Source organism: Flavobacterium sp. HTF (genome assembly GCF_003105115.1).
Lineage (GTDB): Bacteria > Bacteroidota > Bacteroidia > Flavobacteriales > Flavobacteriaceae > Flavobacterium.
In genome coordinates, this window is the sequence record NZ_QETH01000007.1 from 87966 (window position 1) to 104621 (window position 16656).

Genomic DNA, 16656 nt, shown 5'->3' on the forward strand with positions numbered 1-16656 from the left:
TAATCAATAATCAATACTAAATTTTTACATTATGAAGACAAATTCATTTTACCCTGACTTTTTAAAATTCAAAACAAAAGTGTTCCACTTTTTAGCATTTGGACTTTTATTACTAACCTTGATTTCCTGCACTAAAAAAGCAGAAGAAACTCCTGTTACGGAAACAAAACCTGCAGAAACAGAAACTGCCCAGGCAGCACCTGCAAATCCGCCGGAAAACTTTAAACACGCCACGGCAACCGTAAACGGAATCAAAATTCACTACGTTATCGGAGGAAAAGGAGATCCTTTGGTATTAGTACACGGTTTTGGGCAAAACTGGTACATGTGGAACCGCCTTTTACCGGAATTGTCTAAACATTTTACCGTAATCGCACCAGATTTAAGAGGTGTTGGAGAATCTGACAAGCCCGAAAGCGGATATGACAAAAAAACAATGGCCTCTGATATTCATGAACTTGTAAATCAGCTTGGGTACAAAAAAATCAATCTGGCCGGACATGATATCGGATTAATGGTGGCTTATGCCTATGCAGCGCAATACGGCGACAGTGTAAATAAAGTGGCCCTTATGGATGCACTTTTGCCTGGAGTTGAACCGGTTTGGTCTAATGTAAAAGGATCTGCATGGTGGTTTGGTTTCTTTAGCTGGCCTGCATCCGGAGATATTGTAAAAGGAAAAGAAAAAGAATTCCTGACTAATTTCTGGCCGGTAGTAGGACACGTAAAAGATCCTTTTACACCAGAAGAATCTGCTGAATTTATCAGAGCTTATGCGGTAGAAGGCGGTACAACGGCAGCTTTTAAATGGTTTGGAGCATTTGACCAGGACGGAAAAGACAATGTGATTTTAATGAAGAAAAAATTAAAAATGCCATTATTAGCCATGGGAGGCGAATATTTTGCAGCAGCATTTCTTAAAGACCATTCAAAATTGGTGGCCGAAAATGTAAGCGAGTCCAAAATTGCCGGAGCCGGACACTGGATCGTTCAGGAAAATACCGCTCAGGTTCAGAAAGATTTGCTTGCCTTTTTTCTAGCTAAATAATCAAAGTAATGAAAACTTCCAAAAAAGGATTAACTACCGGTGCTTCACAAAGCACCGGTAATAATCAAATTATACTTTCTAAAAGTATTGCAATCACCAGAAAAGCATTGCTATTGGTATTGTTTCTGGCAACAGCTTTTGTAAATGCACAACAAAAAGCAGATGTGATCATTTATAATGGCAAAATTGCAACAATGCAAAAACAGGGCGAATTTGCGCAGGCGATTGCCATGAAAGACGGAATTATCCTGGACACGGGAACCGAAAAAAACATTCTGGCTTCTTATAAATCAGCTGAAACAAAACTGATAGACGCCAAAGGAAAAACGGTAATTCCGGGGCTAAATGACAGCCACATGCACGTCATTCGCGAAGGATTAAATTACAATTCTGAATTGCGATGGGATGGCGTAAAAACCTTAAAACGTGCGATGGAAATGCTGAAAGAACAAGCCGCAAGAACTCCCGACGGCGTCTGGATCAAAGTAATTGGCGGCTGGAACGAATTTCAGTTTGAAGAAAAAAGACAGCCTACAATTGAAGAAATCAATGCCGCTGTTCCTGACAAACCTGTATTTATCACTTATTTATACGGAAAAGCTTTCCTGAACAAAAAAGGAATTGAGGTTTTGGGCTATACCAAAGACACCAAATACGAAGGAAGTCTTCTGGAACAGGATTCTAAAGGGAACCTTACGGGTCTGATGTATGCCAAAGAAACGCCAAAAGCCATTTACACTACTTTGGGACTAACAACAAAACTGACTCCCGAAGAAAGAATCAACAGTTCGATACAGTTTAATCATGAACTCAACCGTTTTGGACTTACCAGCATTATTGATGCTGCAGGCGGAAGCCAAAACTATCCGGCTGATTATCTTACTTCACTGGATTTAGCAAAACAAAACAAATTGAGCCTTCGAATTTCCTATTATCTGTTTGCTCAAAAAAAGGGAACAGAATTGCTAGACTACGAAAAATGGGTTGCCGAAACCCAAATCAATAAAAACGATAACCTGATGGTCGCCAACGGTTATGTCGAAGAAGGCGCCGGAGAAAATATCGTAGCATCGGCGGCAGATTTTGAAAATTTTCTGGAACCCAGAATTGTTTTGTCTGATGAAATGGAAAAAGACCTGGAACCAATCATCAGACTATTGGCCAAAAACAAATGGCCGTTTCGCCTGCATGCGACTTACGGAGAATCTATTGACAGAATGCTGAATGTATTCGAAAAAGTAAACAAAGAAATTCCGTTTAACGGTCTGCGCTGGTTTTTTGACCACGCAGAAACAATTACACCTTCAGAACTGGAACGCGTTAAGAAATTAGGCGGAGGTGTTGCCGTGCAATTCCGAATGTATTATCAGGGAGAACTGTACAATAAACTGTACGGAAGTCCAAAAACACAGCTTCCTCCGATCAAAAAAATGCTCGAAATGGGAATTCCTGTCGGAGCCGGAACAGATGCAACGCGTATTTCGACCTATAATCCGTGGATGTCGCTGCATTGGCTTCTTACAGGCAAAACGATTGGCGGCATGCAGTTCTGGCCAAAAGATCAAATATTGGACAAATTCACCGCTTTACAGTTGTATACCAACGGAAGTGCCTGGTTTTCCGGCGAAGAAAAAGAAAAGGGAAAACTCATCAAAGGAATGTATGCCGATATGGCGATTTTATCTGACGATTATTTTTCGGCTAAACCGGATGATGTCCGAAAAATTGAATCGGTACTGACTATTGTAAACGGCAAAATTGTTTACGCTTCGGCGGAATACAAAGCACTGGATCCGGAAATTCCGGCAGTAATTCCGGACTGGTCACCGGTGAAATATTTTGGCGGTTATCAGAAATAATGGCATGCAGATTTTACGGATTCGCTTTCGCGAAGACGCAGATTTAAACGGATTTTTTTAGCTCTGGTTTGAGATGATTTCAAAAAAGCAATTTCTCTCCCTTTAGCCCTGATCGAAGCGGCATCCTTTGTTTTTTTTCTTTAAAAAAGCAAAGATATAGCGAAGAGCAGGAACCATGAATCCAACAATGCCAAATGTCTTTGCTTCCAAAAAAATTAAACATTGATAAAAATATTCAAAATGAAAAATTATAAATCCATACTACTTACAGTACTTTTTGCTGTCGTTTTTCTTTCGGCGCAAAATACATATGCACAATTCCCTTTGCCTCCTGAAGTTCCGATCTGGGATGCAAATAAAGTACAACTGAAATTGCATAAAATCTCTGATAACGTCTACGCAGTTTCACCTTCGACAACCGAAACCGAAACGACAAAAGGAATTCCGCAGGCTACTTCGGCGGGCTTTATTGTTGGGGACAAAGGCGTATTATTAATCGAAACGATGCTGAGTAAAAGGCTGTACGACCAATTGTATAAACTGATTCGCTCCGTAACTCCAAAACCAATTATTTATGCAGTAAATACAAGCGACCACGGCGATCATTGCTTCGGGAATTATTTATTGCCAAAAGAAACGATCCTGATTCAGAACGAATTCTGCAAAGAAAACCTGGCTAAGAACTACGACAATATCAAACAATTTATGATTATGCTTTTTGGAAAAGACCGCGGGATTGAGCAAAGTGTGTATCGTCCCGCAGATCTTACAATTGCTTTAAATCAAAGTATAAAAATCGATTTGGGCGGCAGAAAAATTGTTGAAATCATCAATACGGGAACAGCACAGTCTCCAGCCGATTTGTTTGTTTTCCTGAAAGATTCAGACAAAAATGTATTATGGGCAGGAAACCCTTTTATTGCTGAAAGCCCGGCAATTCCGTGGCTGTTTGATGGTTACTTTTTAGAACCCGTGCGCAACCTGCAGAAAATATATGACATGGTTGGGGATAATGATGTGGTGGTGCCCGGTCACGGCCGAATTACAAACAAAAAAGGCATCAAATACACGATTGATTATGTAAATGCCCTGAAGCAAAATGTAGAAAATGCAGTTAAAAAAGGTGAAACATTAGATCAGGTAAAAGCTTCGGTAACGATGAAAGAGTTTGATAAAGGATATGTGCTTTTTAACTGGCTTCATTACAATTTCAATATTCCGAATGCTTATAACGATATTAAGAAAAACAGTTTAGGCAAATAGCCATGAAAAAATTTATTCTTTTATTTATCAGCTGTTTCGGGCTTCATGCGCAATCGTATCCGGATTTTAAACCCATGCGTTTTGATGAAAACTATTCGGTTTTACGGCAGGACACGACCAAAAACAGCTGGTACAAAAGCATGAAATACATGCCTCTCTCTTCTTCCGGCGAAACTTATCTGAGTTTTGGCGGCGAAGTGCGGTACCAGTATTTTTATGCCAAAAATGAAAAATGGGGCGATGATCCTGTAGATAATGATGGTTACATCCTAAACCGACTTTTGCTTCATACTGATTTTCATGCAGGCAAATACTTTCGTGCTTTTGTGCAATTACAAAGCAGCAATGCGAGCGGAAGAATCGATCCGAGTCCGGTAGACAGCAACCCGCTGGAAGTACATCAGGGTTTTATTGATATTAACCTGCTGACGGACAAAAACCGCCAGTTATTGTTCAGGGCCGGAAGACAGGAATTGAGTTACGGTTCACAGCGTTTGGTAGCGGTGCGTGACGGGCCAAACAATCGCCAGTCTTTTGATGGTGTAAAAGCGATTGCAGCATTTGGTAATTATCGCGCTGATTTATTCTACAGCCATTACGTTGTAGCGCAGGATGGCATTTTTGACGATTATTCCAACCAAAAAAGACAATTCTGGGGAAGTTATTTTGTAATCAATAAAATTCCGGCGATTAAAAACATCGATTTTTATTATTTGGGATACGAAAGAGCCAATGCAAATTTTGATGATGCCAGCGGAAAAGAGCTCCGTCATTCTTTGGGAACCCGTATTTGGGGGAAATATGATAACTGGCGCTATGATGCCGAAGCCGTTTACCAGTTTGGAGATGTCGATTCTAAAGATATTAAAGCCTGGACCGTTTCGTTAAACACAGGCTACAGGATTACTTCTGTACCGCTGCATCCCGAAATTGGCTTTAAGGTAGAAGTGATAAGCGGAGATAAAACAAGTGGTGATAATGAATTGGGGACATTTAATCCTTTATTTCCGCGAGGCGCTTACTTCGGTCTGGCTTCTGTCATTGGACCGTCAAATCTGGTAGATTTTCATCCGTCACTAAGTCTTGAACTTGCCAGAAACCTGGAATGGGTAATTGATTATGATCTATTTTGGAGATACAGCAGTGAGGACGGAATCTACGGCCCGAACACGGCCATGATTTATCCCGGAAATGCGACCGACGAAAAAGAAATTGGTAAACAGCTGGAAAGCGAAATCGTATATCAGCTCAATCAATACTTATATTTTCGCGTTGAAGCAACCTGGTTTCAGGCAGGAGATTTTTTAAAAGCATCGGGTGCCGGTAAGAATATGTTTTTTACGGGAGTTACGATGCAGGTTAAATTTTAATTCAAATATTTTAAATTAAAAATGGAGAAAGGATTTCATTATTCTTTCTCCATTTTGTTTTATTTCTAACAAATCACCGGAATCGGGTCTTTAATAAGCAGGTTCCCTGTTTGTGTACTCAAAAAGATATTTTATATCTAATGAATCCAGGATTTCTCTTGATATATGTCTATGATAATCAATTCCAAACTTTTCAAACTTCGTGGTGTCAATTTTAGATTTTCTATCGACTATCCATTTCACATACGTGATGGAATCCATATTTCGTAAAGCAGGACCGGTTGATCTCGCATCCAGTTTATGGCAGGCCGCGCAAACACTATTAAACGCATCTTTTCCTTCAACCGCATGTGGGAATGCCTGTGTTCCGCAGAAATATTCCGGAACCGGTATCCGGCAAACAAATTGCTGGGGTTTGTTATTGATGTATATAAAATAAAAGACAAGCATTGTAAAAACCAAAAATCCTGTACTGTACAATAAGATGGTTCTAATTCTTTTTTTGAGGTTTATATTGTTTTTATCAGGCATCGGGAATTGGTATTTCTTTACGAAGGAAAGGTAATCTTTAAAACAAACTTAACAAATAAAACACCCGAATTATAAAACAAAAAAAGGAAGAATTTGGAACAGATTTGTTTGCTGATGTTATAATATAATATTTGCGAATTAGATTTGGAAACGTTTAATTATTATAATTTTGTACTCACAAACCTTAATAAAAACTTCAATTGGTTACTATCAAAAAATGTGAGGCAAACGACCTCGATTTATTACACAAAATCGCGATACAATCTTACAACGATACTTATCAGTATCTTTGGAAAGATGGCGGAACTTCTTACTTAGAAAAATTTTATCAGAAAGAGACTTTCAGAGAAGAACTTTCTGCAACCGACATTCATTATTATCTGGTATACGACAACGACATTGCGGCAGGATTCTTTAAAATAAAAGAGAATGGCGTTGCTTCTTATCCTGCCTCTGAATGCATGGAACTGGATAAACTTTATCTTCTGAAAGAACATATCGGCAAAGGAATTGGCAAAGTTATAATGAATTTTATCGTTTCGCTGACTCAGGAAAAAAATCGTTCCGTACTTTGGTTAAAAGTGATGGACAGCAGTCCGGCACTATTTGCTTACGAAAAAGCCGGGTTTGTACAAATCGAAATAAACCAGCTTGTTTATCCGCATATAGTAGAAAAATATGCCACAATAATTACTATGGTGCGAAAGGTTTAAAATTTATTCGGTTTGCTCACATATTTATTCCCTTTTACAAAAAAACGCCACGGCAGCAGCGCATGCTCTTCTGCATAAGCAATACCCACACGAGGCACTTCGGCAATAGCTTGGGGAGCATATCTGATTGTATGATCTTCGATCCAGATTTCCTCACCATCCAGGTCTTTTGTATTTAAGGAAATGGTGATTCCCAACGCTTTTGCTGCAGAACCCGGGCCCGATGAGATTGCTGCTTTTTCAGCCGACATATTTCTTCTGCGTTCCATGATTTCTTTTCCTTCCAAAGGTTCAACTGCCCTTATCAGAATGGCGTGGGGTTCGTTTTCTACAGAAGTTACAACGTTGAACATATAATGAATGCCGTAACATAAATAAACATAAGAAACGCCTCCCCGGCTATACATAATTTCGGTCCGGTTGGTTCGTCGGTTGCCGTACGCATGAGAAGCTTTATCGCTGATGCCATAATAAGCTTCGGTTTCTACAATTATTCCGGCGGTTATTTCTCCGTTTATTTGTGTATAAAGGACTTTTCCCAAAAGGTCTTTGGCTAAAAAAAAGACGTCGGGATTGAGATAATAAGAGTATGGTAATTTCAAATCGGGTAATTTTTTATGAACAGATACTCAAATTTACAATTTAATTTTCCTTTAAAACCTTCTGGTAGTGCTGTAAATACTGCAAAAATGTAATTTCATTGAAAATAATTTCAGTTCTATAAATACCAATCGGTATTAATTATTATATTTGTTTTAATCTTTTTAAAACTACAGCATGAATACGTCCGAATTTATTTTAGATAAAGTAGCTCCGATTTTTAACAAACAAGGATACATTGGTACCAGCTTAAGCGATATTACCAATGCAACGGGACTGACTAAGGGCGCTATTTACTGCAATTTTACCAATAAGGAAGATTTAGCTTTAAAAGCATTTCAGTTAAATATCAATCTGGCCATTACACCTCTATTTCATGAAGTGGCTGCCACCAAAGGGAGCATCAACAAACTTAATGCTATAACAAAATACCAGCGAAGCTATTATGATCTGGTAAAAGAAATTGGCGGATGTCCGATGTTAAGAGCCGGAGTCGATACCAAATTTATCAATCCATTATTATTTAAGGCTGCACAGCAATTATCCCAAAAATTTACCATCGGCCTGACGAATATTATCAGTGACGGAATTACGAATAAGGAAATCAAACAGGATGTTGATGCAGTTAAACAGGCCAAAATAATCCTATCCCTGATCGAAGGGAGTTCACTGTTGGCTTTTACCCATAACGATCCATCCTATATTTTATCATGTATGGACTTGATTGATGACGTCATAATCCCTGATATTAGGGAGTAAAAAAATTTAATTTTTAAGATACCGATTGGTATTTGATTTAATATATTAGAAAAATGGAAAAAGTACTCAAAACAAAAAGAAAAATCAGGTTTCAGGATTGCGATCCTTTTAATCATTTGAACAACTCAAAGTATCTGGAATATTTCCTGAATGCACGTGAAGACCAAATTGCAGAAAATTATGGTCTTGATATATTTGAATACATGAAGAAAACTGGATTAAGCTGGGTGGTGGCCTCAAATCAGATCAGTTATATAAAACCTGCTTTTACGATGGAAACTGTTCTAATTGAATCGCAACTGATCAAATATACCGACAACGTTCTGCTGGTTGAAATGAAAATGTGGAATCAGGATCAAACGGAGCTAAAGGCTGTTTTATGGATAAAGTTCATTCAGTACAATATCCAGACAAAAAAAGCCGCAAGTCATTCTGAGGATTTAATGAAACTGTTTGAATCGGTTGTCTTACCCATCGATCAGTCTGTTTTTGAAAACAGAACTATTGAAATTATTCAGGAATTAAAAGCTATGGCGAAAGTGTAGCAAAACGATAACTTTATTTATTATTTTGGAAAATTTTATTGATGTGTGAATTATATAACTATTGCAACTTACACTTATAAAATTATGATTATCAGCAATTTTAAATTTGTCTCTGCCATAAAAACAGATTAAAAATAAACGTTTAATTTAAAAAAAAATATCATGAATTTAGCAGAAACAAATTACCGTTACGAAGACCAGTTTTTTCAGTTTGATCAAATGCAGTATGAAGTTTATAATTTATCTAAAGTGGATCATTCTATTTCAGAAAATGCTGAACCTGACTATGGTGAAGATTTAATAAATGAAGAGCCCGATAATGAAGATTTCGACAGCGAAGAACTGAATGATGATGAATTTTCCGGAGAGGAAGAATAAATCTATTCAGATTCAATACTATTCATAAATCATAAAACCATCTTTCAGAAGGTTTTATGATTTATTTTTTTCGATTAATTTTTTCACGAATTCCATTTCCGTATCAAATCCTGATAAATAATCTTCAATTGAGGTCTGAATCTCAAAATCAGGCAATACTCCGCGGCCAAAGGGAATTGCAATATCTTTTTTGGGCTCTACAACAAATTTGCATAACGGAATCCTTCCGGTAATTTTGCTGTTTGGAAGGGTAAAACTCAGAAAGCTTCCGCTCGAATTTCCGTAATATCCGCCTCCGGTTTCTTCACCAATAAATTTTGTGTTGGTATTATTTTTGGCAAGTGCTGCAAATTCTGAACCTCCCGAAAAAGTAAGTCCGCTGATTAAAAAATAAATATTTCCTTTAAAGTTCCGGCTATTAGGCTTTTGACCTGTGTAATGTCCTTCAATATTTAAATACCTGCCATCGTTGGCAAGATAAAAATCTTCCTTTAGTTCTTTTATTAAATTCTCTTTCTGGTTGTGATAGTTTGTGAATTCCAAAAAAGAGTATGTAAATCCCGGAATTTCGACATATTTATATTTTTTATATTCCTGATTAATCAGGAAAGATAAAAACTGATCTTCCATGCCCTGTTCTCCTCCTTCGTTCTTTCTAATATCGATAATCAGGTTTTTAATTTTTTTATCTGAAATCGTATCAAATACTTTTTCAAGAAAGGTCTGAAAACCTTTTCTTTTATTCGTATAACTGCCAAGATTAAACGTATTTACTGTAATAACAGCTGTTGAGGCTGAAAGGTCAATTGAAAAACCGGATGCCTTTTTATACCTATAATTTGGAATTGATTTTATAATTTCCGCATTCAGATTACCAAAATCTTTAGAATTGTATGCGGGCAGGTTTTCATATGTTATTTTTTCACCGGTTTTAGGGTCAGTCAGTTCTAATTTGAAAACCTTTGATTGCGGAAAATAACGGGCATAATATTTAGAGAATGAACCTTCTATCCAACGGTACTTACTGGTTAGATTAAACCCGTCAGCTGGTTCGATGGCTAACATTTTTTCCATTATGCTATCAATAGTTTCGCCATTGATTTTAGACAGAATCAAACCTTTAAGTTTAAATCCCGGCAAATCATTGATGATAAATACTTTTTTATCCAGAATCTTAACTCCAAAAGGCAAATAGGTACCGCTTTGTTTTAAATAAGCAATTGTCTCGTCCGAAATTTTGATATTAGAATGTCCTTCTTTTGTAAAAGCAACAACCGGAGCCAGAATCCTGTAAAACTTCAGGGCGTTCATGGGTGCGGTTATTTTATTTTTCTGCAGGTTGCAAATACTGTCAAATTGTGTTCTGGAATTGTACCAAAGCCCAACCCTGGTTTCATAATAGGCATTCTGAAGCAAATTAAAATCGGCCAAAAGGTCTTTTACCGGAATCTTTTTCAGGTTTTTGGAGACTTTCTGAATCTCAATTTTATATTTTCCGGCTTTTGAGTTTGTATTTTCGTCAAGAGGTTTAACGATGATTTTAAATTGCCCTGTCTTTTCAGGAGTAAATAAGATTTTTTCGGGACCAAACATACCATTTGGTGAATCTACTTCTGCCCTGACCTTTCCTTCGCTGTCCATCACAGAAACCACCAGATCGATTCCTTCCTGCATTACATTTATGGTGTAATAAGTGTTATATTCCAGTTTGGTTTCAAAGGAATGTGCTTCATTCTGTTTTATCTCCACACCCTCAATAAGATGATTTAATTTAAGGATTTCCGCCCTTTTTGACTGAGCCGTTAATGACGTATAAAAACATAATACCAGAATTACCAAAAAGCTATTTTTCATCGTACATTGAATTAGAATGATCCAAAAATACAATGCTTTACTGAAAAGCTATTGTACAATATTGCAACTGCTTTCCCGGTTATGAAGTTTTATACTGCAAAGGGGTTACTCCTGTGAATTCCCTGAATTTTTTAGAAAAGTGTGCGGCATCATAAAATCCGGTTTCAATGGCAACATCCAATAGCTCAAAGCCATCATTTAGCAAGATTTTTGATTTTTCAATCCGTTTTAAAATGACATAATTATTGGGCGTTAATCCGGTTTCATGCTTGAAGAGCCTTAAAAATTTGTATTTGTCCATTCCAAAACTCCTGGCTGAAACTTCCAATGAAAATTTTTCAGTTATCTGATCATCCAAAAATCGGGCAAATAAGTTTATTTCTTTGTTTTTAAAATTCTGGCTTTTTCCATAATTAACCACAAGCGTTTCCAATAACTGCAATAACTTTTTTTCTACATAGGTTTTGTTTTCAAAGTTTTGTGATAGAAAATAAAACTCCTTAAACAGATTTTCGTCATAAATAATCTTCTCTTCAAAAAACACCGCTTTATTTTTATTTATCATTTTCATTACATCGGGAGCAACGTAAAAGGTAAAAAACGAATTTCCGGTATTCCAGTCGCACGGCGTTGCATGTACCTCAAACGGATTCGTGATTGACAAGGTTCCGGCGGGCGCATGCAAATGTTTATCAATAAGTTTGGTATCGAATGTATGTTTTAGGATCAAAGCTATGTTAAACGTGTCATGGCTGTGATACGGAAAGCTGACCGTATTATTTTGGGCGTTGAGCAATTCAAGACCATCCAGAATAGGAAGTTTATGATATGTATTTACATTTTTCACTACTTAATTTATGATAAGCTTTAATTTAAAAACCAAATATAAAATACTGATTACAAACATATTACACCTTAAATTAATTTATGGCGGATTTCTTTATATTTTAAACGGCCTACAGGCAAAATTTCTTCATTTTTAAGCAGCATGCTGTATTTACCTCCTGCTTCTACAATAAGTCTGTCGGCTTCATGCCAGCAGAGAATAAACGACTTATGAATTCGCTCAAATGTGGGCGGAAGTAATTTTTCCAGAGACTCTAACGATTTGTCATGCAGTTCTATACGTCCGTCTGATAAATGCAGTTCTGTGTAAATTCCGGCCCCTTTAATATATCGGATGTCTTTGATATTGACCAGTCTGATTGTCTTTGCTCTTTTTACTGCCAGAAACTGAGTATCACGACCTGATTGTTTTCCCGGGGTCGTAAAACGCATAAATGCCTGCGATAACCTGACTTCATCAAAGGGTTTAGGTACGAAGTCAAGTACTCCGTAGGCAAACGCATTGATTGCTTTGTCCGTATAAGCCGAAATAATAATAGTCTGAAAAGATCTGGCAACGCAACTTTCCAGAATATCAAAACCGTCTTCTCCATTTAAGTTTAAATCCAGCAGCAGCAAATCAATAGCCTCATTTTCGATCGTATTTTGCCCATTTTCAATGGAATCACAAACTATGAGCTGCAAATCCTTATCAAAAAAATTCCGTGTCATTCTTTCGATACGTTTTGCAATTCGCGCTTCGTCTTCAATAATCAGAATTTTCATTTCCTTTCAAAAATTTTAATTGTCGTCAGCCAGCCTTGTTCTGTAGCATAAGAATCAAACTCCCAGTGATCTCCATAGCTTTCATTTAATCTGGCTTTTATATATTTAAAACCTGTTCCTTTGCTTTTTTTCATTGCTTTCCGGTTTTCTGCCACAGTCAGCAACTCATATTGTTTGTAATTGTCTTTTTTAGCATAGCTGAGACAAAAGTTTATACAGCCTTCTTTTGGCGGCTTGCTATGCGTAATTCCGTTTTCTAAAATGGTATGAATAATCGCAGGCGGAATCGTGTCATGTTCATCAATATCTTTTTCTTCCCAGTTATAGCAGACCTCCTTTCTAAACGACATTATCTCTAAATGCTTTCTGCAAAGTTCGATTTCCTGTCGTATCGGGATAAGTGTTTCTTCGGAAATATCATTCATAATATCAAACTCTTCTGCCAGTGCACGAAGAAATACTACACCTTGTTTTGGAGATTCCTCAATCCAGTCAATAAGCGAAGTCAGGGTATTACGAAGAAAATGCGGCTGGATATTTTTCTTCAGAAGCTCCAGCTGCAGCCTTGAAGACAATAGCAAAGAAGCATGATGAGCATCTTCTATCGCTTTTGCCTTAATCGTATGAATATAAAGCATGCACAGGATAATGATGGTAAAAGTGATAAATAAACCAAAATCATAAAACACAAATCTGCTAACCACCGCACTGAGCACTAATCCGGATAATACAATCCATCCGCTTTTAATTTTTCTGACTACGGCTATTATTGCTATTATCATTGACGCAAACCACATGGTATAACTAAACAGGACGGCGGTAAAATCATAATGCCCGTAATTAATAATATAAATGGCAATTAGTATGGTTAAAAAAGGAAGCAGAAGAAATCGTTTCTTTTTAAATTCAAACTGCAGCATAAAACACCACGGAATTAATATCGAAATGACAAAAGTAAGCCACCCGATCAGCTTAAGACGGATGTAAAACTGAGTGTAGGGAATGTCAATATAATATTTAGAATATTCTAAAATAAGCAGGCTGAAGAAGAAAAAACAGATTATTCCAAAAAGCAATAGGGCAATTTCTTTTCGGCTGCTGTTAATAAAGAGAAAAAAGTAATAAATGGACGCAATGAGAAAAGCACCTGCCATTATATTTACAAAAGACATAGCAATTAGCGGTTCACGTATAAGCCGCTCGTAACAGCCCAGCTTTACGTCAATCCCCCGGTCTTCGTCTCTCATTTCAGATTGTGTTCCGATTAGGGTAACAGTATGTTTGCCGTTTTTTGACAGTTCTTCAGGAACCTGATAACACTTTGTTTCAGTTCCGTATACTTCAGTCCGGCCCGGTTTTGCCATTTTGCCATTTGCTCCAATCAAAACATTATCCCAGTAAACATCAAAGGAACCAAATGCATTTATCTTGACGCCAAGTCGCTCAGAAATATTACGTTTTTGAATGCTTACATTAATATCAGCTTTAAAAATCGAATCGCGTGTATCTCCCCTGTAATTTCGCAGAGGGCCGTTATTTACGGAGTAAGAAGGATCAGACACCGTATAATCTATGTTCTGCTTACATGAAGTAAACAGAATCATCAGAAAAATGGTAAAAAGTACAATCGGGCGCATGAGATAAAGATATAATAAATATCGAATGCAAAAATGCATTTCAAAAGACTTACGAGCCGTTCACATGTTTTTGAAAGCATGAGGCAATTTTATCTGCTAATCTTGCAGTATGAAAACACTAACCACCACCATTTTTATCCTGTTTTTTACACTTTCCGCCATAGCGCAGCAAGCCTCTGTTTCCGGTACAGTGCAGGATAACACAACCAAAGAAGTATTACCGTATGTAACTGTAGCGGTAAAAGACAGTGCCTCAAAAACAGTAGTAATTGCCATAACTGATGATCATGGAATATTTCAGCTTGACAATCTACCTGTTGGTAAAATGACTGTTACTTTTAGTATTATTGGGTATCAAAATTATATTCACCCTCTGGAAATTAGTTCCGGAAAAACTAAAATCGATCTTGGGGTTATTGGTTTACAAACCGATGTCATACAGTTGAATGCCATAGAAATTAACAGCCAAAAGTCTAATGTGAGCTTAAAACTCGACAAAAAGGTTTTTGAGGTTGGTAAAGATGTACTCTCCCAAAACGGCTCTGCCCATGATGTGCTAAACGGCGTTCCTTCTGTAGCCGTAAGTCCAACTGGAACCGTAAGCCTTAGAGGAAACAGCAGCGTCCTGATACTGATTAATGGCCGACAGTCGGGACTTACCCAAACCAATGCACTAGATCAGATAGCGGCAGACCAGATTGAGCGTATAGAAGTAATTACCAATCCTTCATCACGGTATGACGCTGCCGGCTCTGCGGGTATTATCAATATTGTTTTGAAGAAAAATAAAAAAAGCGGCTTTAGCGGTCAGGTTCGGCTGGTAACGGGTTCACCCAATGATAGTCGTGTTAATCCAAGCATTAACTACAAATCAGAGAAGATCAACCTGTTTTCTAATTTCAGCATACGTTCAACGGATTATGTGGGTCTTTATACCACTAATCAATCTACAATTGAAAATGACATTCCAAATTACATGAACCGTGTTCAGAATGAAGATCGTCATGATGATGGTAAATTGCTATACCTTGGCGCTGATTATTTTATTAATGACCATCAGACTATTACAGCTGCTTTCTTGAAAAACGCTACTCATGATAATGATAAAACCCATTTAATGTATGATTATGATAGCGGCAACAATGCAGTAAAAGACAGTATTTTATCAAGAGACGGAAAATCATTAGAAAAAAGAGATTACAATCAGTTTGAGTTTAATTACACCCGAACCTTTAAGCAGCCAACAAAAAAATGGACTGTTGATGTTCAGTACGACTGGTGGAACAGCGATAAAAACTGGAATCTTTCTACACAGCGTTTATTTCCCGATGCTTTGGCTTATCCCGGAATTCGAACCAGATCAACGGGCAGCAGCAAAGATTTACTTGTCAAAAGCGATTTTATCCAGCCTGTTGACAGTGTTTCGGTATTTGAATTTGGAATTAAAACCGAAATCCGTAAAGTTTCGAGTGATTTTCTGGCAGAAGAACAGCAGGACAATAACTGGGTAGTGTATCAGGATATTGACAACCATCTTAATTATTCCGAAACCATTGCAGGGGCTTATGCACAATTTAGTGACAAAATCGGTCAGTTTACTTATATGGGTGGATTAAGAACAGAATTGACCCGAATATCGATTACGGATGTCAGAAACACGTATAATGATGAGAAAAATTATAACAAGCTATTCCCAACCCTCAATATGAGTTATAAGTTCGGAGAGGCTACTTTACAACTCAATTACAGCAAACGTATCAATCGTCCGTCTTTGTATGATCTGTACCCGTTTAACGAATTGACAGATTTAAACGCACAGTATATCGGAAACCCGGAACTTAATCCTTCTTATTCAGATGTATTCGAGCTCGCTTTTCTTAAAACCTGGAAAAAACTGACGTTAAACCCATCCCTTTATTACCAGCATGAGAAAGGTTATATTCAGGATTTTACGTATCGTGAAGATGAGGTTTTTTATACAACGCCTATCAACATCGACTACGAGGCACGAAGTGGTATTGAACTTTCCACGCTTTACAATCCGCTAAAATGGCTGCAGGTTAATCTGGAAATGAATTTTTATCGCTTTCAGCAAAAAGGAAATTATCAGGAAAAAAATCTTGATTATAAAGGAGAAAACTTTACATCACGATTAAGCACGCAGTTTAAGTTGCCTTCTAAATTCCGTTTTCAGGGACGTTACAACTTTCGCGGTGCGCAGCGCAATGCCCAGACCAAAAATGAAGTATTACAGTCACTTGATTTTGGCGTAAGCAAAATTTTGTTTAAAGATAAGGCCACCATAGTTTTTGATGTCAGCAATGCTTTTGATTTACGCCAAAACAAAAGCACCACAACCGGAGCCAATTATTTGATTCATGAAAATAGTATTCCTAACGCCGCTCGTTACCGTCTAAGTTTTGTTTACCGGTTTAACCTGACAGATCCAAAAGCAATCAGACAGGCCAATAGTGCCAATCGTGATTAA

15 protein-coding genes are annotated in these 16656 nt (G+C 37.4%); 9 read left to right on the forward strand and 6 right to left on the reverse strand.

Annotated features, from left to right (window positions below):
* The first annotated feature begins 31 nt into the window (after positions 1-31).
* The 4 genes from DCO46_RS03670 to DCO46_RS03685 all read left to right on the forward strand — a co-directional run bounded on the left by DCO46_RS03670 (position 32) and on the right by DCO46_RS03685 (position 5540).
* A complete protein-coding gene (locus DCO46_RS03670) occupies positions 32-1048 on the forward strand; it encodes an alpha/beta fold hydrolase (protein WP_116751223.1) in 1017 nt (338 codons plus the stop codon).
* 8 nt (positions 1049-1056) lie between these two features.
* The gene (locus DCO46_RS03675) at positions 1057-2907 is read left to right on the forward strand and encodes an amidohydrolase (RefSeq protein ID WP_116751224.1); all 1851 of its coding nucleotides are present in this window, start codon (positions 1057-1059) and stop codon (positions 2905-2907) included.
* Between the two features lie 240 nt (positions 2908-3147).
* Positions 3148-4170 (forward strand): MBL fold metallo-hydrolase, encoded by a 1023-nt coding sequence (locus DCO46_RS03680; protein ID WP_124019540.1) that lies wholly within the window; start codon positions 3148-3150, stop codon positions 4168-4170.
* 2 nt (positions 4171-4172) lie between these two features.
* Entirely contained in the window at positions 4173-5540 is a 1368-nt protein-coding gene (locus DCO46_RS03685) for an alginate export family protein (protein ID WP_116751226.1), read from the forward strand.
* 90 nt (positions 5541-5630) lie between these two features.
* Here DCO46_RS03685 and DCO46_RS23410 read toward each other — a convergent pair whose 3' ends face one another.
* The gene (locus tag DCO46_RS23410) at positions 5631-6071 is read right to left on the reverse strand and encodes a c-type cytochrome (protein ID WP_410503660.1); all 441 of its coding nucleotides are present in this window, start codon (positions 6069-6071) and stop codon (positions 5631-5633) included.
* Positions 6072-6271: 200 nt separating this feature from the next.
* Between DCO46_RS23410 and DCO46_RS03695 the strand changes: the two genes are divergently transcribed.
* Positions 6272-6784 carry a GNAT family N-acetyltransferase gene (locus DCO46_RS03695; protein ID WP_116751227.1) on the forward strand — a complete coding sequence of 171 codons (513 nt, stop codon included), beginning with the start codon at positions 6272-6274 and terminating at the stop codon, positions 6782-6784.
* Here DCO46_RS03695 and DCO46_RS03700 read toward each other — a convergent pair.
* The gene (locus DCO46_RS03700; protein ID WP_116751228.1) at positions 6781-7386 is read right to left on the reverse strand and encodes a DNA-3-methyladenine glycosylase; all 606 of its coding nucleotides are present in this window, start codon (positions 7384-7386) and stop codon (positions 6781-6783) included. The genes DCO46_RS03695 and DCO46_RS03700 overlap by 4 nt on opposite strands.
* A 175-nt stretch (positions 7387-7561) precedes the next feature.
* Here DCO46_RS03700 and DCO46_RS03705 point away from each other — a divergent pair, with 175 nt between their 5' ends.
* The 3 genes from DCO46_RS03705 (at position 7562) to DCO46_RS03715 (ending at position 9066) form a co-directional block, all read left to right on the forward strand.
* Positions 7562-8143: a TetR/AcrR family transcriptional regulator gene (locus DCO46_RS03705; RefSeq protein ID WP_116751229.1), complete on the forward strand. Its 582-nt coding sequence runs from the start codon at positions 7562-7564 to the stop codon at positions 8141-8143.
* Between the two features lie 53 nt (positions 8144-8196).
* Positions 8197-8688 carry an acyl-CoA thioesterase gene (locus DCO46_RS03710; RefSeq protein ID WP_116751230.1) on the forward strand — a complete coding sequence of 164 codons (492 nt, stop codon included), beginning with the start codon at positions 8197-8199 and terminating at the stop codon, positions 8686-8688.
* A 162-nt stretch (positions 8689-8850) separates the two neighbouring features.
* Positions 8851-9066: a hypothetical protein gene (locus tag DCO46_RS03715; RefSeq protein ID WP_116751231.1), complete on the forward strand. Its 216-nt coding sequence runs from the start codon at positions 8851-8853 to the stop codon at positions 9064-9066.
* 54 nt (positions 9067-9120) lie between these two features.
* On the opposite strand, the gene DCO46_RS03720 is transcribed toward DCO46_RS03715, so the two are convergent.
* The 4 genes from DCO46_RS03720 to DCO46_RS03735 form a co-directional block, all read right to left on the reverse strand.
* Positions 9121-10920 carry a S41 family peptidase gene (locus DCO46_RS03720; RefSeq protein ID WP_116751232.1) on the reverse strand — a complete coding sequence of 600 codons (1800 nt, stop codon included), beginning with the start codon at positions 10918-10920 and terminating at the stop codon, positions 9121-9123.
* A gap of 79 nt (positions 10921-10999) precedes the next feature.
* Positions 11000-11767 (reverse strand): AraC family transcriptional regulator, encoded by a 768-nt coding sequence (locus DCO46_RS03725; RefSeq protein WP_116751233.1) that lies wholly within the window; start codon positions 11765-11767, stop codon positions 11000-11002.
* Between the two features lie 68 nt (positions 11768-11835).
* The gene (locus DCO46_RS03730; protein WP_116751234.1) at positions 11836-12531 is read right to left on the reverse strand and encodes a LytR/AlgR family response regulator transcription factor; all 696 of its coding nucleotides are present in this window, start codon (positions 12529-12531) and stop codon (positions 11836-11838) included.
* Positions 12528-14168: a histidine kinase gene (locus DCO46_RS03735; RefSeq protein WP_243416247.1), complete on the reverse strand. Its 1641-nt coding sequence runs from the start codon at positions 14166-14168 to the stop codon at positions 12528-12530. Before DCO46_RS03735 ends, DCO46_RS03730 begins: the two co-directional genes overlap by 4 nt.
* A 109-nt stretch (positions 14169-14277) precedes the next feature.
* On the opposite strand from DCO46_RS03735, the gene DCO46_RS03740 reads away from it, so the two are divergent.
* The gene (locus DCO46_RS03740) at positions 14278-16656 is read left to right on the forward strand and encodes an outer membrane beta-barrel family protein (RefSeq protein WP_116751236.1); all 2379 of its coding nucleotides are present in this window, start codon (positions 14278-14280) and stop codon (positions 16654-16656) included.